The sequence below is a fragment of the Pseudomonas fluorescens genome, assembly GCF_902497855.1.
Lineage (GTDB): Bacteria > Pseudomonadota > Gammaproteobacteria > Pseudomonadales > Pseudomonadaceae > Aquipseudomonas > Aquipseudomonas fluorescens_BI.
Genome location: NZ_CABVHU010000004.1, coordinates 245,656 through 269,871, shown reverse-complemented (window position 1 = coordinate 269,871; position 24,216 = coordinate 245,656). Strand labels below are relative to the sequence as shown.

The 24,216-nt window shown below is 60.6% G+C and carries 18 protein-coding genes and 1 pseudogene; 11 read left to right on the top strand and 8 right to left on the bottom strand.

What is annotated here, in order from left to right:
* Positions 1-167 precede the first annotated feature (167 nt).
* The 3 genes and pseudogenes from F8N96_RS11095 to F8N96_RS11085 form a co-directional block, all read right to left on the bottom strand.
* Positions 168-1,142: an HlyD family secretion protein gene (locus F8N96_RS11095; RefSeq protein WP_150797835.1), complete on the bottom strand. Its 975-nt coding sequence runs from the start codon at positions 1,140-1,142 to the stop codon at positions 168-170.
* A gap of 4 nt (positions 1,143-1,146) precedes the next feature.
* The gene (locus F8N96_RS11090) at positions 1,147-1,347 is read right to left on the bottom strand and encodes a DUF1656 domain-containing protein (RefSeq protein ID WP_150766515.1); all 201 of its coding nucleotides are present in this window, start codon (positions 1,345-1,347) and stop codon (positions 1,147-1,149) included.
* Positions 1,337-3,471: pseudogene (locus F8N96_RS11085) on the bottom strand (FUSC family protein). The gene F8N96_RS11090 and the pseudogene F8N96_RS11085 overlap by 11 nt, the downstream one beginning before the upstream one ends.
* Before the next feature lie 159 nt (positions 3,472-3,630).
* Between F8N96_RS11085 and F8N96_RS11080 the strand changes: the two are divergent.
* The 3 genes from F8N96_RS11080 to F8N96_RS11070 all read left to right on the top strand — a co-directional run bounded on the left by F8N96_RS11080 (position 3,631) and on the right by F8N96_RS11070 (position 8,173).
* The gene (locus F8N96_RS11080) at positions 3,631-4,686 is read left to right on the top strand and encodes a tetratricopeptide repeat protein (RefSeq protein ID WP_150797834.1); all 1,056 of its coding nucleotides are present in this window, start codon (positions 3,631-3,633) and stop codon (positions 4,684-4,686) included.
* A 317-nt stretch (positions 4,687-5,003) separates the two neighbouring features.
* Complete coding sequence (locus tag F8N96_RS11075) at positions 5,004-6,506, top strand: ATPase domain-containing protein (RefSeq protein WP_150797833.1); 1,503 nt, start codon at positions 5,004-5,006, stop codon at positions 6,504-6,506.
* Positions 6,503-8,173, top strand: a complete 1,671-nt coding sequence (locus tag F8N96_RS11070) for a response regulator (RefSeq protein ID WP_150797832.1) — start codon at positions 6,503-6,505, stop codon at positions 8,171-8,173. The genes F8N96_RS11075 and F8N96_RS11070 overlap by 4 nt, the downstream gene beginning before the upstream one ends.
* Positions 8,174-8,276: 103 nt before the next feature.
* Here F8N96_RS11070 and F8N96_RS11065 read toward each other — a convergent pair whose 3' ends face one another.
* The 5 genes from F8N96_RS11065 to F8N96_RS11045 all read right to left on the bottom strand — a co-directional run bounded on the left by F8N96_RS11065 (position 8,277) and on the right by F8N96_RS11045 (position 14,821).
* Positions 8,277-8,654 (bottom strand): response regulator, encoded by a 378-nt coding sequence (locus F8N96_RS11065; protein WP_054046198.1) that lies wholly within the window; start codon positions 8,652-8,654, stop codon positions 8,277-8,279.
* Positions 8,655-8,731: 77 nt separating this feature from the next.
* Complete coding sequence (locus tag F8N96_RS11060) at positions 8,732-9,913, bottom strand: hybrid sensor histidine kinase/response regulator (protein WP_150797831.1); 1,182 nt, start codon at positions 9,911-9,913, stop codon at positions 8,732-8,734.
* Positions 9,907-10,500, bottom strand: coding sequence for a chemotaxis protein CheB (locus tag F8N96_RS11055; RefSeq protein WP_150797830.1), 594 nt, complete (start codon positions 10,498-10,500; stop codon positions 9,907-9,909). Before F8N96_RS11055 ends, F8N96_RS11060 begins: the two co-directional genes overlap by 7 nt.
* Positions 10,497-11,330, bottom strand: coding sequence for a CheR family methyltransferase (locus F8N96_RS11050; RefSeq protein WP_150797829.1), 834 nt, complete (start codon positions 11,328-11,330; stop codon positions 10,497-10,499). The genes F8N96_RS11055 and F8N96_RS11050 overlap by 4 nt, the downstream gene beginning before the upstream one ends.
* Positions 11,330-14,821, bottom strand: coding sequence for a response regulator (locus F8N96_RS11045; RefSeq protein ID WP_150797828.1), 3,492 nt, complete (start codon positions 14,819-14,821; stop codon positions 11,330-11,332). Before F8N96_RS11045 ends, F8N96_RS11050 begins: the two co-directional genes overlap by 1 nt.
* A 251-nt stretch (positions 14,822-15,072) precedes the next feature.
* On the opposite strand from F8N96_RS11045, the gene F8N96_RS11040 reads away from it, so the two are divergent.
* From F8N96_RS11040 to F8N96_RS11000, 8 genes are all read left to right on the top strand, one after another.
* Positions 15,073-15,447 (top strand): response regulator, encoded by a 375-nt coding sequence (locus F8N96_RS11040; RefSeq protein WP_150797827.1) that lies wholly within the window; start codon positions 15,073-15,075, stop codon positions 15,445-15,447.
* 82 nt (positions 15,448-15,529) lie between these two features.
* Entirely contained in the window at positions 15,530-16,825 is a 1,296-nt protein-coding gene (locus F8N96_RS11035; RefSeq protein WP_150797826.1) for a glycosyltransferase, read from the top strand.
* A 73-nt stretch (positions 16,826-16,898) separates the two neighbouring features.
* Entirely contained in the window at positions 16,899-17,804 is a 906-nt protein-coding gene (locus F8N96_RS11030) for an AraC family transcriptional regulator (RefSeq protein ID WP_150797825.1), read from the top strand.
* A 354-nt stretch (positions 17,805-18,158) separates the two neighbouring features.
* The gene (locus F8N96_RS11020) at positions 18,159-19,469 is read left to right on the top strand and encodes an ABC transporter substrate-binding protein (RefSeq protein WP_150797824.1); all 1,311 of its coding nucleotides are present in this window, start codon (positions 18,159-18,161) and stop codon (positions 19,467-19,469) included.
* A gap of 143 nt (positions 19,470-19,612) precedes the next feature.
* Positions 19,613-20,539, top strand: coding sequence for a carbohydrate ABC transporter permease (locus tag F8N96_RS11015; RefSeq protein WP_128873486.1), 927 nt, complete (start codon positions 19,613-19,615; stop codon positions 20,537-20,539).
* Positions 20,540-20,549: 10 nt separating this feature from the next.
* Complete coding sequence (locus F8N96_RS11010) at positions 20,550-21,380, top strand: carbohydrate ABC transporter permease (RefSeq protein WP_128873487.1); 831 nt, start codon at positions 20,550-20,552, stop codon at positions 21,378-21,380.
* 164 nt (positions 21,381-21,544) lie between these two features.
* Positions 21,545-22,648: an ABC transporter ATP-binding protein gene (locus F8N96_RS11005; RefSeq protein ID WP_150797823.1), complete on the top strand. Its 1,104-nt coding sequence runs from the start codon at positions 21,545-21,547 to the stop codon at positions 22,646-22,648.
* 16 nt (positions 22,649-22,664) lie between these two features.
* Positions 22,665-24,137: a mannitol dehydrogenase family protein gene (locus F8N96_RS11000; RefSeq protein WP_150797822.1), complete on the top strand. Its 1,473-nt coding sequence runs from the start codon at positions 22,665-22,667 to the stop codon at positions 24,135-24,137.
* The last annotated feature ends 79 nt before the right edge of the window (positions 24,138-24,216 follow it).

Genomic DNA, 24,216 nt, shown 5'->3' with positions numbered 1-24,216 from the left:
CCCTTCGCCGGTAAGCCGGGCTCCTACAGATTCTGCGTCAGTCACAGAGTCTGCGCACAGCACATACCCTGTAGGAGCTGGCTCGCCAGCGAAGGGGCCCTTGAATCTTGCATCAGCCTCGAAGTCTTGCATTGACTTTGATGACGCCTTCGCTGGCAAGCCAGCTCCTACAGGGGGTTGTGGGTGCCTGCGTCATTGTGGTTTTCCTGGACGGTCACGGTGGCCGTGGTCCCGGCGCGAAGGCGGTTTTTTCCGGCGTAGTCGGCATCGATCTGTATCCGCACCGGCACCCGCTGCGCCAGTTTGACCCAGGTGTAGCTGGGATTGATGTTGGCCAGCAGGCGGCCGCCGGGCAGGTTTTCCCGGTCGGCGATGGCGAAGGCAATGCTTTTCACCGTGCCGCCGAAGGTTTCCCCGCTCATCAACTCGATCCGGACGCGGTCGCCCTCCTCGATCCGCGGCAACTTGGTTTCTTCAAAGTAGCCGCTGACATAAAACGAGTCGCTGTCCACCAGCGCCAACAGAGCCCCGCCGGCGGTGGCATAGTCGCCCTGGCGGGTCAGCAGGTTGGTGACGTACCCGGTGACAGGCGCTTCGACCCGGGTGCGCTGCAAATCCAGTTCAGCCTGGGTCAATGCCGCGATGGCCAGTTGCACGTTGGCCTGGGCCAGCCCCAGGATGGCCTGGTTGCGCAGCAACTCGGCCTGCGCCACGGCCACGTCCGTGCTGGATTTCTCCCACTCCTCGCCAGAGATCGCGGCGCGATCCTTGAGGGTGCGACGTCGGCGCTCTTCGCTTTGCCGCTGTCTGAGCAGTGCGCCGCTGGCGACGATCGTCGCTTCGGATTGACCCAGGGCCGCTTTCGCCACTTCCACCGAGCGCCTGGCGTGCTCCACCGCCAGGACATAACGCGCCGGGTCGATCTCCAGCAGCAACTGACCTTTCTCCACGTGTTGATTGTCGTGGACAGCGAGGCTGACGATGCGACCCGCGACGTCCGCCGATAACGTCACCACATCGGCGCGCACCCGCGCATCCCGGGTCCAGGGCGCACGGGTGTAATGTTCCCAGGCGAACCAGCCGAGCACAAAGGCCAGCACTACCACCGCCGCCGTCACCAGTCGGGGCATAATCTTCTTCAATGCATCAGGCTCCCATCAGCAGAATCAGCGTCGCGCACACGCAGGCGTACAACGCGCCTTCGAACAAGGCTTCATGCCAGACGAAACGCAGCACGCCCAGGCGGCGCAAGGCCCAGTCCAGCAGCAGGAAAATCGGCAAGGCCAGCAGCAGGGCCTGGGCGATCGGTGGCAAGTAGACGCCACCCACTTCCAGATCAATGGGCAAGGGCCGGCACTCCTTCCACGTCCGAGGGTTGGAAATAGTCGTGGTATCGCTGCGCAAACGACACCACGATCAGCAGCGCCACGCGAATCCTGAATACCGACCACAGGTGCTCATGCACGTCTGTATGCAGGTCGTCCATTTCATCGCCCAGGGCACGCAAGTTTTCCAGCAGCTGCTCAAGGTCAATGCCGGGGCGCCCGGCGACCCATCTTCCTGTTTCACGCACGGCTGCCAGCAAACGGTGTTGTTGATCGGTACTGAGCAGCGTGTTGCTTTGCCCCTGTTGCCTGAGCTGGTTCAGGGCAACACCCAGTGCCATGCACCTGAGGCTGACTTCGAACAACTCGCCGGACTGTGGGTCACGGGCCGCCGGCAACAGTCCCAACATCATGGTCAGGCGATCGACCATGCGACTTTCAAAGGCAAATTGCTGCTCATCGGTTGCCGGCGTCTTCAGCAAAGCGTAGACCTGCTCGCGGTTCTCGGTGAACAGCCGACGCATCCGCAAATCGGGCCTGAACGGAAAGATCAGGACGTAGACACTCAACGCCAGCGTGACGGCGTAGACATAGGCACCCGCAAATTCGAACCACAGAATCGCGGTGTTCTGGCCAGTCCCTGTGTTTTGCGGCCCCAGCAACAGAAACGTCAACAGCCCAAGACCAATGCCCGTGCCCGTGGTTGCCGGACTGGCCAACCCCACCGCGACGGCATACAACAACGGCGCCAGCAGCAAGGCCAGCAGCTCGAAATCACTGATCATGGGCACCAGCATGAACTGATAGAGCGCCGAGACCACCAGCGCCAGAGCCAGCCCTCTGGCAAAACTCTGGGCGGCCAGCAGCGGCCGCGGAAAAGTCGCCATCAAGGAACACAGGACCCCTACCACAATCATCCCGCCCCTCGCCCCGTCCCACGCGGTTTCGATCCAGATCAGACCGGCCATCACCAGCGCGGAAAATGCCCGGGTCGCGTTCATCGCCGCCAGGGTGAAATCCAGATGCAAGGGATTGTCCAGGCCACGGAACAGCAACTGGCTTCACGCCCCTCCTGAATCGCGTCGCTCAGGTCCAGGATCTGGTTCATCTGCTCCAGCATCCGGGCCTGTTCCCAACGCAGCGACCACGCCAGGGAGCGCAACGTGGCCGGCATCGTCTCGGCCAGTCGTTCAGACCTGTAGGCCAGTTCATCGAAGCGCTTTTGCAGCGCTGCAAAATGGTGGCGCGCCTCGGTCGATAACGAGCGCCCCTCCCGGGCCACTTCATCAAGGAACACCAGCTCTTCGGCAAGCAAGCGCTGCGAGTCGACGGGCAGTGCGCCATGCCAGCGTTCGAGCAACAGTTCCCGCTGGTGGCGCAACGCCGTCAACCGTGAAGTCAGCAGCACCAATTGATTGCCGAGCAACTGCACCAGGCCATTGGCGCTGCGCAGACGTGGCGCGTCAAAGTACAAATGCCGCCGTACACCTTCAAGGGCACTGATCTCGCCTAACAGCTTCATCTGCCGCTGGCGGAAATCGGCCTCGCTCTCCTCAGTTCGAATGACGGCGGCCGCATGGGTCGCGAGCAGCTTGATCACTTGATCGATCCTGGCAAAGTAGTCCCGGGCCACGGTTTCCGGCCGGGCGGTGAGCAGGCTGACCACGCACACGCAGGCGACCGCCAACAGCGTCTCGGTCACGCGGGTCACGGCCAACAGGAAGGTGCCGCCCTGATCAGGTACCGCCAGCAATGCCACGATCACCGCCGTGTAGCCACTCAACACAAACGCCTGGGAACTGGTGTAGCGATACAAGGTGCCGCCGGCGGTACACAGCGCCAGCCACAGGGCCAGGGTGAGGATGAAAGGCAGCGGCGCCTGGGGAAAGATCGCCATGATCACCACCGCCACGACCGCCCCGAGCGTCGTACCGATGACCTGGCCGAAACTGCGGGCCAGGGCCATGCCCCCCAACGGCTGGCTGACGATGACCACGGCCATGATCGACCACTTGGGCTGGTCGAGGTCGAACAGGAAAGCCAGGTACAGGGTCAACAACCCGGCAGTGATCGTCCGCAAGGCGAACAACAGCACCCCGCGCCCGGGGTTGAGCATCGCCTTGAAGTATAAAAGCAGCGGTTGCATGGGCATGCCCGTTGGGTCATCTCCAGCAAGCGTAGTCATTGCCGTGGGGCCTCGACAGGTTTAGTCACGATGGATCGAATGGCGTCAGGGTTTGACTCACGGCCCCGCCTGACCGAAGCTGACGGCTCTGCAACAGCTTGCCAGCTCCCGGATTCCTGCATGCCCCAGTCCCGCCGCTACCTGATCATCGGCCTCTGCGCCCTGTTTGCCATCGCCCTTGCCTGGTTTTTCCTGCGCAGTACCACCCCCGAGGTGCCGGCAGCGATCAAGCGCGGCTACACCGTAGCTCTCGACCAGGCGCGCGCGGGTCAACCGGGTGCGGCGCGGGTGCTGTACCAGCAATTGGCACGCCCGGACCTTTCACCAAAACGCCGCATCTGGCTGCATGCGGAACTGCCCAATTACCCCAGCTCCGTGGCGCTGAAACTGGCGACTGCAGACTTGCAGCATGAATCGCCCGACGTGCGCGTCGCGGCAATCAACAGCATCAGTGCCCTGGTGCCCAACGGCCAGCGCAGCCTGCTGCTGGGCCCGCTGCTCGACGACGACGATCAGCGCGTGCGCTATGCCGCCGTGAACGCCTTGCTGGGGCTTTCGCCCGACGATCTCGGTTTGTATTTCGGGCCACTGCAACATGCCATCGACGCCTGGGAGCAGGACCTGAAAGGCCAGCCAGAAAGCGCCGACAACCAATATCAACTGGCTCGGCTGCACCTGCACAATGCCGAGTTGAAAGAAGCACAACAGGCACTGGAGAACGTCTTGCGTCTTGCGCCCGGCAACCTGCCCGCGCTGGTGATGCAAATTGAAGTGCTGGACAAACAGGGTCAGAGCGAAGCCGCCCGCCTGCTATTGGCCAAACAGTTGAAGGCTCAACCCGATTCGGCCTACCTGCAACATGCCCTGGGGCTCTGGCTGCTGCATCACGGTCAAAGTGAATTCGCCCTGCTCGGCCTGTCCAAGGCGGTGGAACTGGAGCCGGACAACAAAGATTACCGCTACGACCTGGCGACCACGCTGCACGGCGAACTGGAGCTGGAAGCGGCGCAGAAGCAGCTGCAGGAAATCGTCCAACGCCACCCGGCCGACCGCAGGGCCCGTGTGTTGTTGATCAATTACTGGAAGGAAAGCGGGCAACTGCAGAACGTGCAGATTCTGTTGGCGCAACTGGAACAGCTCAACCCCGACGACCCGGCGTTGCAACAGGGCCTTTAGGGCTCACACAAATCCCGTGCCCGGCAAAGACCCAATGAAGGAGCTGGCTTGCCAGCGAAGGGGCCGGCACATTCAATATCATTGTTGCCTGTAACGCCGCCTTCGCTGGCAAGCCAGCTCCTACAGAAAATCGGGCGTACACACATCCTGCGTCCGGCAACGATCCAACGGGGTATCGGGGGTGTAAACCAAGCCCCCGCACGGCGCCGGCAAAAAGTGTTGAACGCTCTTCGCGGCCAAAGGTCAAGTGATCAGGCAGTCCATTCAGGCACTTCAGGCCTGCTGCCTCGTTTCCCCTGATCTTGAGAGGGCATTTTTTGTCTACATCTAACGAGTTGTTCAGTGCAAAAGCCGCCACCGGCATCGAAGGTCTGGATGACATCCTGGCCGGTGGATTGTCCCGCGGCCATGTGTTTTTACTCGAAGGTGAACCCGGCACAGGTAAAACCACCGTCGCCCTGCATTTTTTGCTGGCCGGTGCGCGAGCCGGCGAGCGCTCGTTATACATCACCTTGTCGGAAACCGAGCGCGAACTGCGCCAGGGTGCGTTGTCCCATGGCTGGGAGCTGGATGAAAACATCCACATCTTCGAGCTGACCCCCCCGGAAAGCCTACTCAATGCCGAACATCAGCAAAGCCTGCTGTACTCCTCGGACCTGGAACTTGGCGAAGCCACCAAGCAGATTTTCGAAGTGGTCGAGCGGGTCAAGCCGACTCGCGTGGTACTCGACAGCCTGTCCGAGATCCGCCTGCTGGCCCAAAGCTCCCTGCGCTACCGGCGCCAGATCCTCGCGATCAAACACTACTTCGTGCGCTATGACGCCACCGTGGTGTTGCTCGACGACCTGACCACCGAATCTCTCGACAAGACCGTGCACAGTGTCGCCCACGGCGTGATTCGCCTGGAAGAACTGACCCCCAACTATGGCGCCGAGCGGCGGCGGATTCGCGTGGTGAAGTATCGCGGCCAGAAGTACCGTGGCGGCTTCCACGACTTCACCATCATGGGTGATGGCGTCCACGTGTTCCCGCGCCTGGTCGCCGCCGAACATCGCGGGGTGTATGTCCGTCAACAGTTGACCAGCGGCATCAAGGAAATGGATGCCCTGCTCGGCGGCGGCATCGAGACCGGGTCCAGCACCTTGATCCTCGGCCCGGCCGGTACCGGCAAATCGCTGATCTCGATGATCTTCGCCGCGGCGGCCGTGGCCCGGGGCGAAAAAGCGGCATTGTTCATTTTCGATGAAGAACTGGGGTTGCTGTTCGAACGCATGAATAACATGGGCATCGATTTGAAAGCCCTGCAAGACACCGGCAACCTGCTGATCGAACAAGTGGATGCAGCCGAACTGTCCCCCGGCGAGTTTTCCCACCGGGTCCGTCGCTGCGTCGACCAGCGTGATATCAAGACCGTGGTGATCGATAGCATCAATGGCTATCAGGCGGCGATGCCTGAAGAAAACGCCCTGGTGCTGCACATGCACGAGTTGCTGCTGTACCTCAATCGCCGGGGCGCCGCGACCTTCATGACCGTCGCCCAGCACGGACTGGTCGGTGACATGCAGGCCCCCGTAGACATCACCTACCTGGCCGATACGGTCATCCTGTTGCGTTACTTCGAAGCATTGGGCAAGGTGCGCCGGGCGATTTCGATCATCAAGAAACGTACCGGCAGCCATGAATCGACCATTCGTGAATACCGCATCAGCGGCCAGGGCATGACGATCGGCGAACCGCTGGACGCGTTCCAGGGCGTACTGCGCGGTGTGCCCACGTATATGGGCGCGAGCAATCCGTTGCTCGGGGAAGAGAGCCCGTGACGGTCCTGGAAGCAATGTCCGAGCGCGCGATCATTCTCGCGCCGCTGGGACGTGACAGCCAGATTGCCCTGATGATGCTCAATGAGGCGGGGTACAACGGCGTCATCACTCGCGATCTGGCGGGCCTTTGCCGCGAGTTGACGCGAGGCGCGGGCTTGCTGCTGATCTCTTCCGAGGCGTTGCTGGGCAGTGATCTTGAACCGCTGTTCGGCCTGATCGAGCAACAGCCGGCCTGGTCGGATTTGCCGATTGTGTTGCTGACCTATCATGGCGGCCCGGAGCAGAACCCCGCGTCGCGCTTCGGTCCGCAATTGGGCAATGTCACCTTTCTCGAGCGCCCTTTTCATCCCGTGACCCTGATCAGCCTGGTGACCACCGCGTTGCGCGGGCGTCGACGACAGTACGAAGCCAGGGATCGGCTGATCGACCTGAGTCAAAGCGAACTGCGGTTGCAGAACACCCTGGAAACCCTCGAACAGCAGGTCGAGGAGCGCACCGCACAGCTGCGCAACAACGAAGAAGCCTTGCGCCAGTCACAGAAAATGGAAGCGGTCGGCCAACTCACCGGCGGCATCGCCCATGACTTCAACAACATGCTGACCGGCATCATCGGCAGCCTGGAGTTGCTGCGCCGACGCCTGGCCCGTGGCCGTACCGAAGACTTGGACAGCCTGATCGACCTGGGGGTGACCTCGGCCAACCGCGCGGCGGGCCTGACCCATCGCCTGCTCGCCTTCTCCCGCCGCCAGTCGCTGGATTCGAAACCCGTGCAGATGAACACCCTGGTGGTTTCCATGGGTGAGTTGCTGCAGCGCAGTATCAACGAAAGCATTCATCTGGACATCCAACTGGGCGAGCAGTTGTGGGTGGCCGAGGCCGACCCCAATCAACTGGAAAGCGCCCTGCTCAACCTGGTGATCAATGCCCGGGATGCCATGCCCGGTGGCGGCCAACTGATCGTAAAGACCAGCAATCAGCATCTGGACCCCGGTTTCACCCAGGCCCACAGCAACCTCGACCCGGGCGACTATGTGATGCTGAGCGTCACCGACACCGGGTGTGGCATGCCGCAAAGCACCATCAACCGGGCTTTTGACCCGTTCTTCACCACCAAGCCGATCGGCCAGGGCACCGGCCTCGGGTTGTCGATGATTTATGGTTTCAGCAAACAATCGCGCGGCCACGTCGCCATTCAGAGCGCAGTGGGCAATGGCACCACGGTGAGTTTGTTCCTGCCGCGGTTCGGTGGCGATCTGCCCCGGGACGTCCCGGCAGACGTGCCGCACGCGCCATCCGCGCAACACGGCGAAACGGTGTTGATCGTCGAAGACGACCCGGCGGTGCGAGTGTTGGTCAGCACCGTGTTGAGCGACCTGGGTTATGCCTTTGTCGAGGCTGGTGATGCCGACAGCGCGTTACCGATCCTGGATTCGGCGCAGCGGATCGACCTGATGATCAGCGATGTCGGCTTACCCGGCATGAATGGCCGGCAGCTGGCGGAAATCGGCCGGCAGTACCGACCTGGACTCAAAGTGCTGTTCATCACCGGCTACGCCGAACACGCCGCAGTGCGCGGCGGATTCCTTGACCCGGGCATGCAGATGATCACCAAGCCGTTTACCTTCGACCTGTTGACGGCGAAGGTGCGGGAGATGATCCGGAGTTGAAGCCCCTCTCTTGTAGGAGCGAAGCTTGCTCGCGAAGGCGTCACGTCTGACACACCGCGTTATCGTTCTTCGCGGGCAAGTCGGATCGCCGCACCGCTCGCTCCTACGAGAGCATCTGTTGCATCAGCTCCTGCAACACATCCAGATCGAACGGCTTGCCCAGGATCGGCGCCTTGCGCGTGATCGGGCTGTCGGTCTCGCGGATTTCCTGCGGATAACCGCTGATGAAAATCACTTTCAGCTCAGGTCGCAGTTTCACGGCGGGTTCGGCGATCTGTACGCCCGAGATCCCGCCAGGCAGGCGGAAGTCCGTGATCATCATATCCAGATGCGGCTTGCTCGCCAGGATTTCGAAGGCCTGCTCGCCGTTTTCGGCCTGCAGCACCCGGTAGCCCTCGCCCGACAGATAGGCCGATAGCACCATCAATATCGAGGGGTCATCTTCGACGATCAGTACGACGTCTTGTGCATCTTCACTCATGGGAAGCCTTTGTTCGGTCAATTGCTGCTGATACGACCGTGGGGTCGATCAGAGGTTGCGTTTACCTGGCTGTTTTCCTACAGCGGCAGACAAACGCGAAACAAGGCGCCTTCGCCAATCCGGCTCTCGACGGTAATGGAACCGCCATGGGCGGTCACAATCTGTTCTGAAATAAACAACCCCAGGCCCAATCCGGCGACGGCGTGTTTCGCCGAAACCCGCTCGAACTGCTGGAAAATGCGCTTCTGGTTCTCTTCGCCAATACCGATTCCCAGATCCTGCACCTCCACCAGCGCCTGGCCGCTCTCACTGTACACCTTCACGGTGATCGGACTCTTGGCGCCGTAACGTAAAGCGTTGGTCAACAAATTGGAAATCACCTGTTCGATGCGAAACTCGTCCCAGTGCCCCACCACCGGATGCCCGGCCTGCAGGGTGACCGAGGACTCGGCGGCTTCGATCTGTGGAGCAAAGTTCTGTAACAAATCTTCAACCAGCGCCGACAAATCGAAGCGCGTCGGCCGGATCGACAGCTTGCCGGTGCGAATTCGCGACACATCCAGCATGTCTTCGATCAGTCGGATCAGGCTTTTGATCTGCCGCTCGTCGCGATCGACCATTGCGTGCATCTTTTCCAGGGTGAACGCCGCGGCGTTATCCCGGGCCAGGTGCATCTTGCGCAGCTGGGTTTCGAGAATCAGGCCATTGAGCGGCGTGCGGACTTCGTGAGCGACGATCGACATGAAATCATCGCGCATGCGCACCGCCTGTTCCAGTTCGAGCTGGGTGCTCTGCAACTGTTCAAGCAGGGCTTCCTGTTCGCGCCGGCTTCGCTCCAGCGCTTCGACCTGTTGTTTCATCGCCTTGCTCTGGCGAAACAGATCGACGAACACGTTCACCTTGCTCTTGACCGCGTGGATATCCAGCGGCTTGTAGAGGAAGTCCACCGCACCGCTTTCGTAGCCCTTGAATGCGTAATTGAGCTCGCGGCCGGCAGCGCTGACGAACACGATTGGAATGTTTCGGGTCTTTTCCGTGCCACGCATCAGCTCGGCCAGTTCGAAACCGTTCATGCCGGGCATCTGCACGTCGAGAATGGCCATGGCGAATTCGTGCTGCAACAGCAGGGACAAGGCTTCATCAGCGGACAAGGCTTTGTAGACGATACGGTCTTCGCGCTTGATCAATGCTTCGAGGGCCAACAGGTTTTCCGGCAAATCGTCGACGATCAGCAGTTTGGCTTTGATGTTACTTAGCATGCTATTCGTTCCAGCTCGACAAACAGACGGCCGATGCCGCGCAGGGGGAGGATGTGGTCTGGCGCACCGATATCCAGCGCGGCCAGGGGCATGGTCGCGACCTGGGCTTCGTCCGGATCCTGCACGATGGTCAGGCCGCCACACTGCTTGACCTGGGCCAGGCCACGCGCGCCGTCGCGATTGGCGCCGGTCAGCAACACCGCGGCCAGCGCCGGGCCATACGCGTCGGCAGCCGACTCGAACAGGTAATCGATGGCGGGACGCGAATAATGCACGCGGTCTTCCAGGCTCAAGGAAAAGCTGCGGTCCTGCTCCACCGACAAGTGATAGCCAGGCCCGGCGAAATACAGGGTCCCGGGTTCGATCCGCGTCTTGTCGCGGGCTTCCAGCACCGGCAAGGACACTTTTCGCGCGAAGACTTCGGCGAGTTGGCTGCGACCTGCTTCAGGCAGGTGCAACACCACAATGATCGGCAGGACGAAGCCTTGGCGCAGCGGGCCGAGGAGCGTGAGCAACGCTTCCACGCCGCCCGCCGAGGCGCCGATCACAATAGCCTCTATGCACGGCAATTCCTTTGCACTGTTCATGATTTGCGATAGATCCGTTCTTGTTTGATCAAGGGTTCGAACTGGTTGCCGTACGCCGAGAAATCCGGGGTTTCCTTACTGCCCAGCACCAGGAATCCTCGATGGCAAAGCGAGTCGTGAAACAATCCGAAAGCGCGATCCTGAAGTTTTTTATTGAAATAAATCAATACATTACGACATGAAATTAATTGAGTCTCTGAAAAGACACTGTCGGTCGCCAGACTGTGGTCGGCGAAGGTCACGTTGTCACAGAGCGTCTTGTCGAAAATGGCGTAGCCATAGGCGGCCGTGTAGTAGTCGGCAAACGACTGCTGGCCACCTGCCTGCTGGTAGTTATGAGTGTAGGCGCGGACATTTTCCATGGAGAAAATCCCTTGCTTGGCTTTGTCCAGCGAACGCGGGTTGATGTCGGTGGCGTAGATGATGGTGCGATCGAGCAAGCCTTCCTCGCGCAGCAGTATCGCCATCGAATAGACTTCTTCGCCGGTGCTGCAACCGGCGATCCAGATCTTGATCGACGGATAGGTCTTGAGCAACGGCACCACTTCCTGGCGGATGGCGAGGAAGTGCGAAGGGTCGCGGAACATTTCACTGACCGGAATCGTCAGCAATTGCAGCAATTGCATGAACGCTGTCGGGTCGTGGAGCACCTTCTCTTGCAACGCCGAGATGGTGGCGCACTCGAACTGGCTCAACGCGTGGTGGACGCGACGCTTGATCGACGCGCCGGAGTAATCGCGAAAATCGTAGCTGTACTTGAGGTAAATCGCCTCGATCAGCAAGCGCAATTCGATTTCGCTATTTCTCTCCCCTGGATAAATGCTTTCCACTAAATGCGTTCCATCTTCGGTAACCACACACGTATCAGCGAGAACAGGCGATCCAGGTCAATGGGCTTGGCCAGGTAATCGTTGGAGCCGGCCTGCAGGCAGCGTTCCTGATCGTCCTTCATGGCCTTGGCCGTCACCGCAATGATCGGCAGCTTGCGCCAGCGCGGGTCCTTGCGGATCAGGCTGGTGGCTTCGAAGCCGTCCATCTCCGGCATCATCACATCCATCAACACCAGATCGATGTCCTCGATTTCATTCAAGCGTTCAATCGCCTCACGGCCGTTACGGCCAATGACCACGACCGCACCCTTGTGCTCCAGCGCACTGGTCAGGGCGAAGATGTTGCGCACATCATCGTCCACCAGCAGTACTTTGCGGCCCTCGAAGACCTTGTCGCGGCTGCGCGCGGTCTTGAGCATCCTCTGCCGCTCATGGGACAACCCGGATTCGACTTTGTGCAGAAAGAGTGTGACCTCATCCAGCAGACGCTCGGGCGAGCGCGCGCCCTTGATGATGATCGAACGCGAATACTTGCGCAGTTCGGCTTCCTCGTCCCGGGTCAGGTTGCGCCCGGTGTAGACGATCACCGGCGGGAACGAGCAGATATCCTCGGTGGACATGCGCTTGAGCAGATCGTTGCCGAGCATGTCCGGCAGCTTCAGGTCAATGATCATGCAATCGAAAACCGTGGTGCGCAGCAGGTTCAGCGCTTCCTGCGCCAGGCCAACGGCGGTGATTTCGATGTCATCGTCGCCGATCAGCCGGGCAATGCTGTCGCGTTGCACGTCGTCGTCTTCAACCAGCAGCACACGCTTGACCTTCTGGGTCAGCTTGGCTTCGAGGCGGGCAAACACGTCCTTGAGTTCTTCACGGGTGGTCGGCTTGACCGCGTACCCGATGGCGCCCATATGCATGGCGGCTTCGACGCGATCTTCCACAGAAATGACATGCACCGGAATGTGCCGGGTTTGCGCGTGCTCCTTCAGTCGCTGCAAGACGGTCAATCCGGAATGATCCGGCAGACGCATGTCCAGCAGGATGGCGTCCGGGATGAACTCGCTGGCCAGGTCGTAGCCTTCGTCGGCCCCATGGGCCACCAGGCACTGGTAACCCAATTCATGCGCCAGATCGTAGAGGATGTGCGCAAAGTTCGGCTCATCCTCCACCACCAGGATACAACGTGTGGCGAAGGGCGCCTTTGCGCGATCGTCGTCGAAACGCGGGATATCGACGGCGGCGATCAGCGGCACCGGTGCGGCGAGCGTGACTCTGGGGAGCATGGCCACCGGTGAGGCCTTCATCGGCTCGACCGGTTCATCCCCCGGTTCTACGTATTGCCGAGGCAAGACCAGGGTAAATACACTGCCCCGCCCTGGCTCGCTGGTGACGCTGATGGAACCGCCGAGCAATGCCGCCAGGTCGCGGGAAATCGACAGGCCCAGGCCAGTGCCGCCGTAGCGGCGGTTGGTGGTGCCATCGGCCTGGCGGAAGGCTTCGAAAATACTGTCCTGCTGGTCCGCGGCAATGCCGATCCCGGAGTCGCGAACGATAAAAGCGATACCGTCGCCAGGCTGGTTGGCCACTGTCAGGCTGACCGCGCCTTTTTCGGTGAATTTCACCGCGTTCGACAGCAGGTTCTTGATGACCTGCTCCAGGCGCTGGCGGTCGGTATAGATCATCGTCGGCGCGCCCGGCTGCAATTCGACTTGCAGGTCCAGCATCTTGTCTGCGGCCAGCGGCTGGAACATCCCGCGCAACCCCTCCACCAGACGCGCGACGCTGGTGTTCTCCGGACGCACCTCGAGCTTGCCGGCCTCGACCTTGGAGATGTCGAGAATATCGTTGATCAGGTTGAGCAGGTCATTGCCGGCGGAGTAGATCGACTCGGCGAATTTGACTTGTTCGGCGCTGAGGTTTTGCTGAGGGTTTTCCGCCAGCAACTTGGCCAGGATCAACGAGCTGTTCAGTGGCGTGCGCAGCTCATGGGACATGTTGGCGAGGAATTCGGACTTGTACTTGCTTGAACGCTGCAACTCTTCGGCGCGTTCTTCGAGCTGGATCTGCACCTGATTGAGCTCAGTGTTTTTCTGGTCCATGGCGTCGCGCTGATCGGCCAGGATCTGCGCCTGATCGGCGAGTTGCTCATTGGTCTGCTCAAGCTCGACCTGCTGGGTTTCCAGGTGAGCCTGGGACTCCTTGAGAATCCGCGATTGCTCTTCCAGCTCTTCGTTGGCGGTCTTCAGTTCTTCCTGCTGGACCTGCAGCTCTTCGTTGAGCTGCTGGGTTTCGGCCAACACTTCCTGAAGGCGTTGGCGGTAGCGCGCGGCTTCGATGGACGTGCCGATGTTGCCGGCAATCAGTTCAAGCAGTTCGACATCGCGCTCGTCGAGCGGACGCAGGAAACCCAGCTCGATCACCCCGTTGATCCGGTCATCGTCACTGGTCGGCACCACCAGCACGCTATGGGGCAAGCCTTCGCCGAGGCCGGAGCTGACCTTGAAATAGTCACTCGGTACGTGGTCGAGGCGGATCAAGCGAGCCTGTTGCGCGACCTGGCCGACAATGCCTTCGCCACTGTGGATCTGTTGTTCACGCGCTTCCTGTTCCCGGGAGAAACCATAAGAGGCAACGCGCTTGAGACCGCCGTGTTCTTCACGGACATAAATGGCGGCCACCGCCGTACCGAGGTACTGCGCGCAAAACTGCAGAATGTTGCGCCCGAGCACATTGAGTGACAGCTGCCCCAGCACTTGTTCGGCCAGTTCGGTCTGGCCATTGCGCAGCCAGGCCTGCTGCTCCAGGCGACGGGCGCTGGCCTGTTGCCCGGCGAGGTTGGCACTGTAGCTTTGCGAAAGGTTGAGCAGATCCCGGCGGCCGATGTAGGCCAGCAATGCGCTGATACAAGCGATGAACACCATATAAAGGCCGATGCTCCAGACGGTGGTGCGCCGTACTTCCTCGTTGCGCGCGGTGCGCAACTGCTGCTCCATGTCGATCACGCTTTCGAATTGCTTGCGGATCTCGTCGGTCAGGCGTTTGCCCTGCCCGGCCTGGAGCGCGCTACGATAGTCGCCGCGAGCGCGCTGCAAATCGATCATTGTCGTGGCGTAAACGGCCCATTCATCCTGCAAAGCCTGCAGCCGGTGCAGGCGGTCGGTCTGCACCGGGTTATCCGCCGTCAGTTCGAGCAAGGTCCTCAAGGCGACCGCGATCCGCGGCTTCGCCGTTTCGTAGGGTTCGAGGAATTGCTCGTCGCCGGTGAGCAGGAAGCCGCGCATCCCGGTTTCCAGATCGACGGTCAGTTTGATCGATTCGTTGGCGTTATTGATCACCCGGTCGGTGTGCTCGACCCACTGGATCACCGACAGCAGATAAGCGATCAGCGAAGCGAAGAACACGGCACTGAGCACGCCGACACCCAACGGCAGACTCACGTTGCGGCTCAGGAGTTTACGAAATCGTTGCTCGTCAACCGAAGACGCGGATGTCATGAGGAAGCCTTGTCGATCTGTTGAAAACCACGGAGTTTGCCCCAAAACCGCCACGATGATCCAACTTTCTGACAGGTTTTCCGGCAAAATCCTACATTCAGCTGCTCCGGCGCGAAGGAGCGGTTATCCTTGCCAGCTATCCTTTTTTCATCAGCGCCGGGAACTTGTCGGGATCCGCTACTTACTCATGCAAGAGCCCGGCAATTTCGATCGACCGGCCACCGCCTTTTCAACCTTTGAGAACCCTTACTATGTCCGCTGATGCGTCCATCATCCTTGTCGTCGAAGACGATGCCATCGTTCGCATGCTGATCGTCGATGTGCTGGAGGAACTGGAGTTCAAAGTGCTCGAGGCCGATGGCAGCGAACAGGCCCTGGAATTTCTCAACGACGAAGATCAGTACATCGACCTGATGATGACCGACGTCGGCCTGCCGGTGATGGATGGCCGCGAACTGGCCACGCAGGCGCGGATGCTGCGTCCTGAACTGCCGATCCTGTTCGCCAGTGGCTATGCCGAAAGCATCGAGGTGCCTGCGGGCATGCATGTGATTGGCAAGCCGTTCTCCATCGACCAGCTGCGCGACAAGGTCAAGGGTATTCTCGCCAACGCCCGATCGGCCTGAAGGGGCAGCGGGGTTTGCCATCGCCTGTGGTTTAATCGCACCCCGACTTCGTCCCCTGCCCCGTTTCAAGGAATGTCCATTCATGAGTCAGCCCCGCGCAACCAAAGTCCTGGTCATTGGTTACGTCTGGCCCGAGCCCCGCTCTTCCGCGGCTGGCGGGCATATGATGCAAATTCTCGAGACGTTCCTGGAGCAAGGCTGGGACATCACCTTCAGCAGTCCGGCCGGCACTGGCGAACACCGGGCCGACCTGACGGCCCTGGGCATTCGCGAAGTGCCAATCGAATTGAACAACAGCAGTTTCGACAGCTTCATCAGCCAACTGGCCCCGGACGTCGTACTGTTCGATCGGTTCATGATGGAGGAACAGTTCGGCTGGCGTGTTGAACAACAGTGTCCTGACGCCCTGCGTGTGCTGGAGACTTCCGATCTGCAAAGCCTGCGCGATGCCCGCCATCAACGCCTCAAGGAGCGCCTGAAGGCGAGTGACGACACCCATGATTTCAGCGAGTTGTTCGCCAAGGCTTTGCGTGCAGAGTTCGAGTTCATGGCCGAGACCGATCTGGCCAAACGGGAGATCGCCGCGATTTATCGTTGTGACTTGAACCTGATGATTTCCGAAGTGGAAATCGAGTTGCTGATCGAACAATTCAAGGTGCCGCGCAACTTGCTGCACGGGTGCCCGCTGATGGTCGACCTGCCCACTGCACCGCCAGCGGCCTTTGAGGATCGGGCGCACTTTCTCAGCATCGGCAACTTCCGCCATGCGCCGAACTGGGATGCGGTGCTCTGGATGAAAACCACCCTGTGGCCGCTGATCCGCGAGCAGCTGCCCGCTGCTCAGTTGCATATCTACGGCGCTTACACCCCGCCCAAGGCGACTGCGTTGCACAATGCGGCCCAGGGGTTTCATGTGATGAACTGGGCAGAAGATGCCTTGCAAGTCATGTCGGCGGCGCGCGTGTGCCTGGCACCGTTGCGATTCGGGGCGGGCATCAAGGGCAAGCTCGTTGACGCGATGCTCTGCGGTACGCCGAATGTCACCACGCCGATCGGCGCAGAAGCCATGCACGGCGACGAGCCATGGCCAGGCGCGGTGGCCCGGACGGCCCAGGCGTTCGCCGACAGCGCCGTGCAACTTTATAAAGACAAGACCCGCTGGCTGGATGCACAGGCGCAAGGATTGCAACTGCTGGCCAGTCGTTACCAGCGCACAAGTCATGGCCCTGCATTGATCGCCCGAATCAACGAATGCCGCCTGCATCTCTCGTCGATCAGAAGGGATAACTTCACCGGCAGCATGCTGCGCCATCATCAGCACAAGAGCACTCAATACATGTCGCAATGGATTGAAGCGAAGAACCGTCTGATCACATGACGAACCACCGGGTAGCATTAACCGGCTGGAACGAGGCATGATCAGCGGGCGATAACAACAAAAGCGCACTGAAATGACCCGGACTGCCAGAGTTACCGACCCTTCCTATGAGCTGATGGACGACCACAACGGGTTGTCCATCATCTATCGCCAACATGGTTTTCCCTGCCCCCTGGTGCGTTGGCACTTCCACAAGGAATACGAACTGCACCTGATCGTCGCCAGTTCCGGCAAGGTGTTCATCGGCGATTACATCGGCAACTTCTACCCCGAATCCTTGTTTCTCACCGGCCCCAACCTGCCCCACAACTGGATCAGCCAGGTCGCCGAAGACGAAGTGGTGCCCAAGCGCGACATGCTGGTCAACTTTACCGACGAATTGTTCGACAGCGGCCATCTGGTGTTCGCAGAGCTCAAGGCCCTGGCACCGTTGCTGGAGCGTGCGCAGTACGGCATCGAATTCCGCTGCAAACGCACCATCCGCCAGGCGATGGGGCTGATGCAGCGTATCGCCGATTCGAAGGGCGTGACCCGGCTCGGGCACTTTTTCATTCTGCTGGAACTGCTGGCCTCCTGCGACGATTACCAAACGCTCTCCGGCGCCACGACGCCACAGTTGGCCGACGAGCACAACATCGATCGTACCAACCGGGCGGTGGATTACATCTTCGCCCACTACGCCCGTGATCTGCCGCTGGAGGAAGTGGCCGAGCACCTGGGCATGAAGCCGACCTACTTCAGCCGGGTGTTCAAACAAGCCACGGGGCGTTGCTTCATCGAATTCGTCAATCGCCTGCGCATCAGCAAATCCTGCGAACTATTGGCCGACGGCGACAAACCGGTGACCGATGTGTGTTTCGAGTCGGGTTTCAACAATATTTCCAATTTCAATCGGCGTTTTCAGCAGTTGAAGGGCATGACGCCGTCGCACTATCGCAAGTTGGCGGTGCAGCGTTTGACCGAACAGAACCTCGGCTAACGCCCAAACTCCTTGTGGGAGCGAGCCTGCTCGCGAAATCGTTCGTTCAGTCACCCTATTCCTCGAACGTTAAACCGCCTTCGCGAGCAGGCTCGCTCCCACAGGTACTGCGGTGCAAGTCAACTTTTCCAGCTAAAACCTGTACGGATTCGATCGAGAACGAGCGCACAAAACCCGTCCCCAGCACCTCTCGCCCTCACCCCCAGTGCAAAATAGTATCAATTCAAGTGCGACCGATGATTTGTCACGCCATCAATTGAACGTTGTAATCAGTGCACATTCTTCCCTCCGCAGGAAGACACAAAACAATAACCATCCTTCTGCAACCCGCCGGGAGCAGAAAAGGAGTGCACGATGCAACCTTCTGTAAACGCTCTGCTAGCCCTCACCTGCATGACCCTCAGCAGCGTCAGCTTCGGCGCCCAGACCCTGACCATCGCCACCGTCAACAACAGCGACATGATCCGCATGCAAAAGCTCTCGAAAACCTTCGAGGCCGAGCACCCGGACATCAAGCTCAATTGGGTGGTGCTGGAAGAAAACGTCCTGCGCCAGCGCCTGACCACCGACATCGCCACCCAGGGCGGACAGTTCGATGTACTGACCATCGGCATGTACGAAGCCGCACTCTGGGGCGCCAAGGGTTGGCTGGAGCCGATGAAGGACTTGCCGGCCAGCTACGCCCTCGACGATGTATTCCCTTCGGTGCGTGAAGGCCTCTCCGTCAAGGGGTCGCTCTATGCCCTGCCGTTCTACGCCGAAAGCTCCATCACCTATTACCGCACCGACCTGTTCAAGGACGCCGGGTTGACCATGCCCGAACGCCCGACCTGGACCCAGATCGGCGAATTCGCCGGCAAGCTCACCAACAAGGATAAGGAACAGTACGGGATCTGCCTGCGCGGCAAGGCCGGTTGGGGCGAGAACATGGCGCTGATCAGCACCGTCGCCAACGCTTATGGTGCGCGCTGGTTCGATGAGCAGTGGAAGCCGGAGTTCACCGGTCCCGAATGGAAGAACGCGCTGAATTTCTACGTCGACACCATGAAGAAATCCGGCCCGCCGGGTGCCTCGAGTAACGGTTTCAACGAAAACCTGGCGCTGTTCAACAGCGGCAAGTGCGCGATCTGGGTCGATGCCAGCGTGGCCGGCTCCTTTGTCACCGACAAGACCCAGAGCAGGGTCAGCGAACACGTCGGCTTCACCTACGCGCCGCACGAAACCACCGACAAGGGCTCGGCCTGGCTGTACTCCTGGGCGCTGGCGATCCCGACCAGTTCCAAGGCCAAGGACGCCGCCAAGACCTTCAGTGCCTGGGCCACTTCCAAGGAGTACGGGGCGTTGGTTGCGGAAAAAGACGGCATCGCCAACGTGCCGCCAGGCACCCGGGCCTCGACCTACAGCGAGGCCTATCTGCAGGCTGCGCCATTCGCCAGGGTGACGCTGGAGTCACTGAACGCGGCGGACCCTGGCAAGCCGAGCGCCAAACCGGTGCCGTACATCGGCATTCAGTTGGTGACCATTCCTGAATTCCAGGCCGTGGGCACCCAGGTCGGCAAATTGTTCTCGGCGGCGCTGATCGGCCAGACCACGGTCGACCAGGCCCTGACCGCCGCCCAGTCAACCACCGAACGTGAAATGAAGCGCGCCGGTTATCCCAAATAGCCAGCTCCTTTCCCCTGTGGGAGCGGGCTTGCCCGCGATAGCAATGGTTCAGTCACGCGGATGTGTCGGATGTACCGGCCTCTTCGCGGGCAAGCCCGCTGCCACAGGTTCCGCGTCGTCTGTTCTTAATCGGTTCTATCGCCATGAATACTTCAACTGCCAAAGCTCACATCGACCTTCCCCAACCCGTGCGTAAAAGCCGGTTGGCCAACCCCGGCTGGTTCCTGGTCAGCCCCTCGGTGGCGCTGTTGCTGCTGTGGATGATCGTGCCGCTGGGCATGACCGTGTATTTTTCGCTGATCCGCTACAACCTGCTCTACCCCGGTGAAAACCAGTTCGTCGGCCTGGAAAATTTCAGCTACTTCCTCAGCGATTCGGGGTTCATGCCCGGCGCCACCAACACCCTGTTGCTGGTGGGCAGCGTGCTGCTGATCAGCGTGGTGTTCGGCGTGTTGATCAGTGCCTTGCTGGAGGCCAGTGAGTTTCTCGGGCGCGGCATCGTACGGGTGCTGCTGATCTCACCGTTTTTCATCATGCCCACCGTCGGCGCGCTGATCTGGAAGAACCTGATTTTCCACCCGGTGTCGGGGATTCTCGCCTACGTCTGGAAACTGTTCGGCGCGCAGCCGGTGGACTGGCTGGCACATTACCCGCTGCTGTCGATCATCATCATCGTGTCCTGGCAATGGCTGCCCTTCGCGATCCTGATCCTGATGACCGCCATGCAGTCCCTCGACCAGGAGCAGAAGGAAGCCGCGCGCCTCGATGGCGCAGGTCCCATCGCGATTTTCTGGCACCTGACCCTGCCGCACCTGGCCCGCCCGATCGCGGTGGTGGTGATGATCGAAACCATCTTTCTGCTCTCGGTGTTCGCCGAAATCTTCACCACCACCAACGGCGGCCCCGGCTACGCCTCGACCAACCTCGCCTACCTGATCTACAACCAGGCGCTGGTGCAGTTCGACGTCGGCATGGCCTCCGCCGGCGGCCTTATCGCGGTGCTGATCGCCAACATCGCGGCCATCGTCCTGGTGCGGATGATCGGCAAAAACCTGACCGACAAAGCCTGAGGCCATTGCCATGACTCTTCAACAATCCCGTCGTCTGCAAAGCCTGCTGCTGGGCACCCTGGCCTGGGCCATCGCGATCCTGATCTTCTTCCCGATTTTCTGGATGGTGCTGACCAGCTTCAAGAGCGAAATCGACGCCTTCGCCACGCCGCCGCAGTTCATTTTCACCCCGACCCTGGAGAACTACCTGCACATCAACGAGCGCAGCGACTATTTCAGCTTTGCCTGGAACTCGGTGGTGATTTCGTTCAGTGCCACCGCCCTGTGCCTGCTGATCGCGGTGCCGGCTGCCTACTCCATGGCGTTCTACGAAACCCAACGCACCAAGGGCACGCTGTTGTGGATGCTCTCGACCAAGATGCTGCCGCCGGTGGGCGTGCTGATGCCGATCTACCTGCTGGCCAAGAGTTTTGGCCTGCTCGACACGCGCATCGCGCTGATCGTGATCTACACCCTGATCAACCTGCCGATCGTGGTCTGGATGATTTACACCTACTTCAAGGACATCCCCAAGGACATCCTCGAAGCCGCACGCCTGGACGGCGCGACCCTGTGGCAGGAAATGGTCCGGGTGCTGCTGCCGATCGCCAAGGGCGGCCTGGCCTCCACCGTGCTGTTGTCGCTGATCCTGTGCTGGAACGAAGCCTTCTGGTCGCTGAACCTGACCTCGTCCCAGGCCGCACCGCTGACCGCGCTGATCGCCTCGTACTCCAGCCCCGAAGGACTGTTCTGGGCCAAGTTGTCGGCGGTCTCGACCCTGGCCTGCGCGCCGATCCTGATCTTCGGCTGGATCAGCCAGAAACAACTGGTCCGCGGCCTGTCGTTTGGCGCGGTGAAATGAAGCTGGCCCCCTGTGGGAGCGAGCTTGCTCGCGATGGACGTGAACGATAACGCGTGTTGCCTGGAAGAACGCGGCGCCTGGGGGTTTTTCGCGAGCAAGCTCGCTCCTACAGGAAAAGCCCGGCCCGGCCCATATTGAATAACAACAAACGGAGGCCCACCACCATGGCCAACCTGAAAATCAAAAACCTGCAAAAAGGCTTCGAAGGCTTTTCCATCATCAAGGGCATCGACCTGGAAGTGCGCGACAAGGAATTCGTGGTCTTCGTCGGCCCCTCGGGTTGCGGCAAGTCCACCCTGCTGCGGCTGATCGCCGGCCTGGAAGAAGTCAGCGGCGGCACCATCGAACTCGATGGCCGCGACATCACCGAAGTCAGCCCGGCCAAGCGCGACCTGGCCATGGTGTTCCAGACCTACGCCCTGTATCCGCACATGAGCGTGCGCAAGAACATGTCGTTTGCCCTCGACCTGGCCGGCGTGCCCAAAGCCGAAGTCGAGAAAAAGGTCAACGACGCGGCGCGCATCCTCGAACTCGGACCGATGCTGGAGCGCAAGCCCAAGCAGCTCTCCGGCGGCCAGCGCCAGCGCGTGGCCATCGGCCGGGCGATCGTGCGCAACCCGAAAATCTTCCTGTTCGACGAACCGCTGTCCAACCTCGACGCCGCCCTGCGGGTGCAGATGCGCCTGGAACTGTCGCGGCTGCACAAGGAACTGCAAGCGACCATGATCTACGTGACCCACGACCAGGTCGAAGCCATGACCCTGGCCGACAAGGTGGTGGTGCTCAACGGCGGCAAGGTCGAACAGGTCGGCTCGCCGCTGGAGCTTTATCACCAGCCGGCCAACCTGTTCGTCGCCGGCTTCCTTGGCACACCGAAGATGGGTTTCCTCAAAGGCAAGGTCACCCGCGTCGAGCGCCAGAGCTGCGACGTGCTGCTGGATGCCGGCACCCGCATCAACCTGCCATTGAGCGGCGTCAACCTGAGCGTCGGCGGCGCGGTCACCCTGGGCATCCGCCCGGAACACTTGGAGCTGGCACAAACCGGCGACTGCAGCTTGCAGGTCACCGCCGACGTCAGCGAGCGCCTGGGCAGCGATACCTTCTGCCACGTGGTGACGGCGTCCGGCGAAGCCTTGACCATGCGTGTGCGCGGTGACCTGGCCAGCCGCTATGGCGAAACCCTGAGCCTGCACCTGGATGCCGAACACTGCCATTTATTCGATACCGACGGCGTGGCGCTGACCCGTCCGTTGCGCGTTGCCGCCTGAATTCAGAGAGCCTGTGATGAAACTGAATAAACCGAACCTGCATCACCTCGCCCCCGAGGTGGTCCTGCCCGCCTACACCTTGAGCGACACCCGCCAGGGCATCGCGCACATCGGCGTCGGCGGTTTCCACCGCGCGCATCAGGCGTATTACACCGACGCCTTGATGAATACCGGCAAGGACCTGGACTGGGCCATTTGCGGCGTCGGCCTGCGCGCCGAAGACCGTCGCGCCCGGGATGATCTGAGGGAGCAGGATTACCTGTTCACCTTGGTTGAACTGGGCGACACCGACGACACCGAAGTCCGGGTGATCGGCGCGATCCGCGACATGCTGCTGGCCGAAGACGGCGCCCAGGCGCTGATCGACAAACTGGCGAGCCCCGAGATTCGCATTGTCTCCCTGACCATCACCGAAGGCGGCTACTGCATTGATGACAGCAACGGCGAATTCATGGCCCATTTGCCGCAGATCCAACATGACCTGGCCCATCCGGACGCACCGACAACCGTGTTCGGCTTTCTCTGCGCCGCCCTGCTCAAGCGCCGCGCCGCCGGCACGCCTGCATTCACCTTGATGTCCTGCGATAACCTGCCCCACAACGGCGCGGTTACCCGCAAGGCACTCCTGGCTTTTGCTGCCCTGCGCGATGCCGAGTTGCGCGACTGGATCGACAGCAACGTCAGTTTTCCCAACGCCATGGTCGACCGCATCACGCCGATGACCAGCACGGAACATCGCCTGCAACTGGCCGACAAGCACGCCGTCGATGATGCCTGGCCGGTGGTCTGTGAGCCGTTTGCGCAATGGGTGCTGGAAGACAAGTTCGTCAACGGGCGCCCGGCCTGGGAACAGGTCGGCGTGCAGTTTACCGACGACGTCACGCCTTACGAAGACATGAAGATCAAACTGCTCAACGGCAGCCACCTGGCCCTGACGTACCTGGGGTTCCTGAAGGGGTACCGCTTCGTCCACGAAACCATGAACGACCCGCTGTTTGTCCGGTACATGCGCGCGTACATGGATCTGGACGTGACGCCACAGCTGTCGCCCGTGCCGGGAATCGACCTGACCGAATACAAGAACACCCTGGTCGCACGGTTCTCCAACCAGGCGATTGCCGATCAGCTGGAGCGTGTGTGCTCCGACGGTTCGTCGAAGTTTCCAAAATTCACCGTACCGACCATCAATCGCTTGATTGTCGATGGCCGGGAGACAAAGCGTGCGGCGTTGGTGGTGGCGGCCTGGGCGTTGTATTTGAAGGGGGTGGATGAGCAGAGCGATACGTACTCGATTCCGGATCCGCGTGCGGCGTTTTGTCAGGCATTGGTGGCCGATGATGCGCTGATCACCCAGCGGTTGTTGGCGGTCGAGGAGATTTTTGGTACCGCGATACCTCATTCGCCGGAGTTTGTGGCGGCGTTCGAGTGGTGCTGCAACAGCTTGCGCGAGGTTGGGGTGACGCGGACCCTGGAGCGGGTGCTGGCTTGAATGCGGTGGTGAATCCGCTTCCGTCTTCGCCGGCAAGCCGGCGAATAGGTTCACTGAGATCGACCTGACACACCAAGGA

Coding starts and splice junctions, on each gene's coding strand:
- F8N96_RS11080 (WP_150797834.1), top strand. CDS start 3,631: ATGCCCCAGTCCCGCCGCTACCTGATCATCGGCCTCTGCGCCCTGTTT.
- F8N96_RS11065 (WP_054046198.1), bottom strand. CDS start 8,654: ATGAGTGAAGATGCACAAGACGTCGTACTGATCGTCGAAGATGACCCC.
- F8N96_RS11060 (WP_150797831.1), bottom strand. CDS start 9,913: ATGCTAAGTAACATCAAAGCCAAACTGCTGATCGTCGACGATTTGCCG.
- F8N96_RS11055 (WP_150797830.1), bottom strand. CDS start 10,500: ATGAACAGTGCAAAGGAATTGCCGTGCATAGAGGCTATTGTGATCGGC.
- F8N96_RS11045 (WP_150797828.1), bottom strand. CDS start 14,821: ATGACATCCGCGTCTTCGGTTGACGAGCAACGATTTCGTAAACTCCTG.
- F8N96_RS11040 (WP_150797827.1), top strand. CDS start 15,073: ATGTCCGCTGATGCGTCCATCATCCTTGTCGTCGAAGACGATGCCATC.
- F8N96_RS11035 (WP_150797826.1), top strand. CDS start 15,530: ATGAGTCAGCCCCGCGCAACCAAAGTCCTGGTCATTGGTTACGTCTGG.
- F8N96_RS11030 (WP_150797825.1), top strand. CDS start 16,899: ATGACCCGGACTGCCAGAGTTACCGACCCTTCCTATGAGCTGATGGAC.
- F8N96_RS11020 (WP_150797824.1), top strand. CDS start 18,159: ATGCAACCTTCTGTAAACGCTCTGCTAGCCCTCACCTGCATGACCCTC.
- F8N96_RS11015 (WP_128873486.1), top strand. CDS start 19,613: ATGAATACTTCAACTGCCAAAGCTCACATCGACCTTCCCCAACCCGTG.
- F8N96_RS11010 (WP_128873487.1), top strand. CDS start 20,550: ATGACTCTTCAACAATCCCGTCGTCTGCAAAGCCTGCTGCTGGGCACC.
- F8N96_RS11005 (WP_150797823.1), top strand. CDS start 21,545: ATGGCCAACCTGAAAATCAAAAACCTGCAAAAAGGCTTCGAAGGCTTT.
- F8N96_RS11000 (WP_150797822.1), top strand. CDS start 22,665: ATGAAACTGAATAAACCGAACCTGCATCACCTCGCCCCCGAGGTGGTC.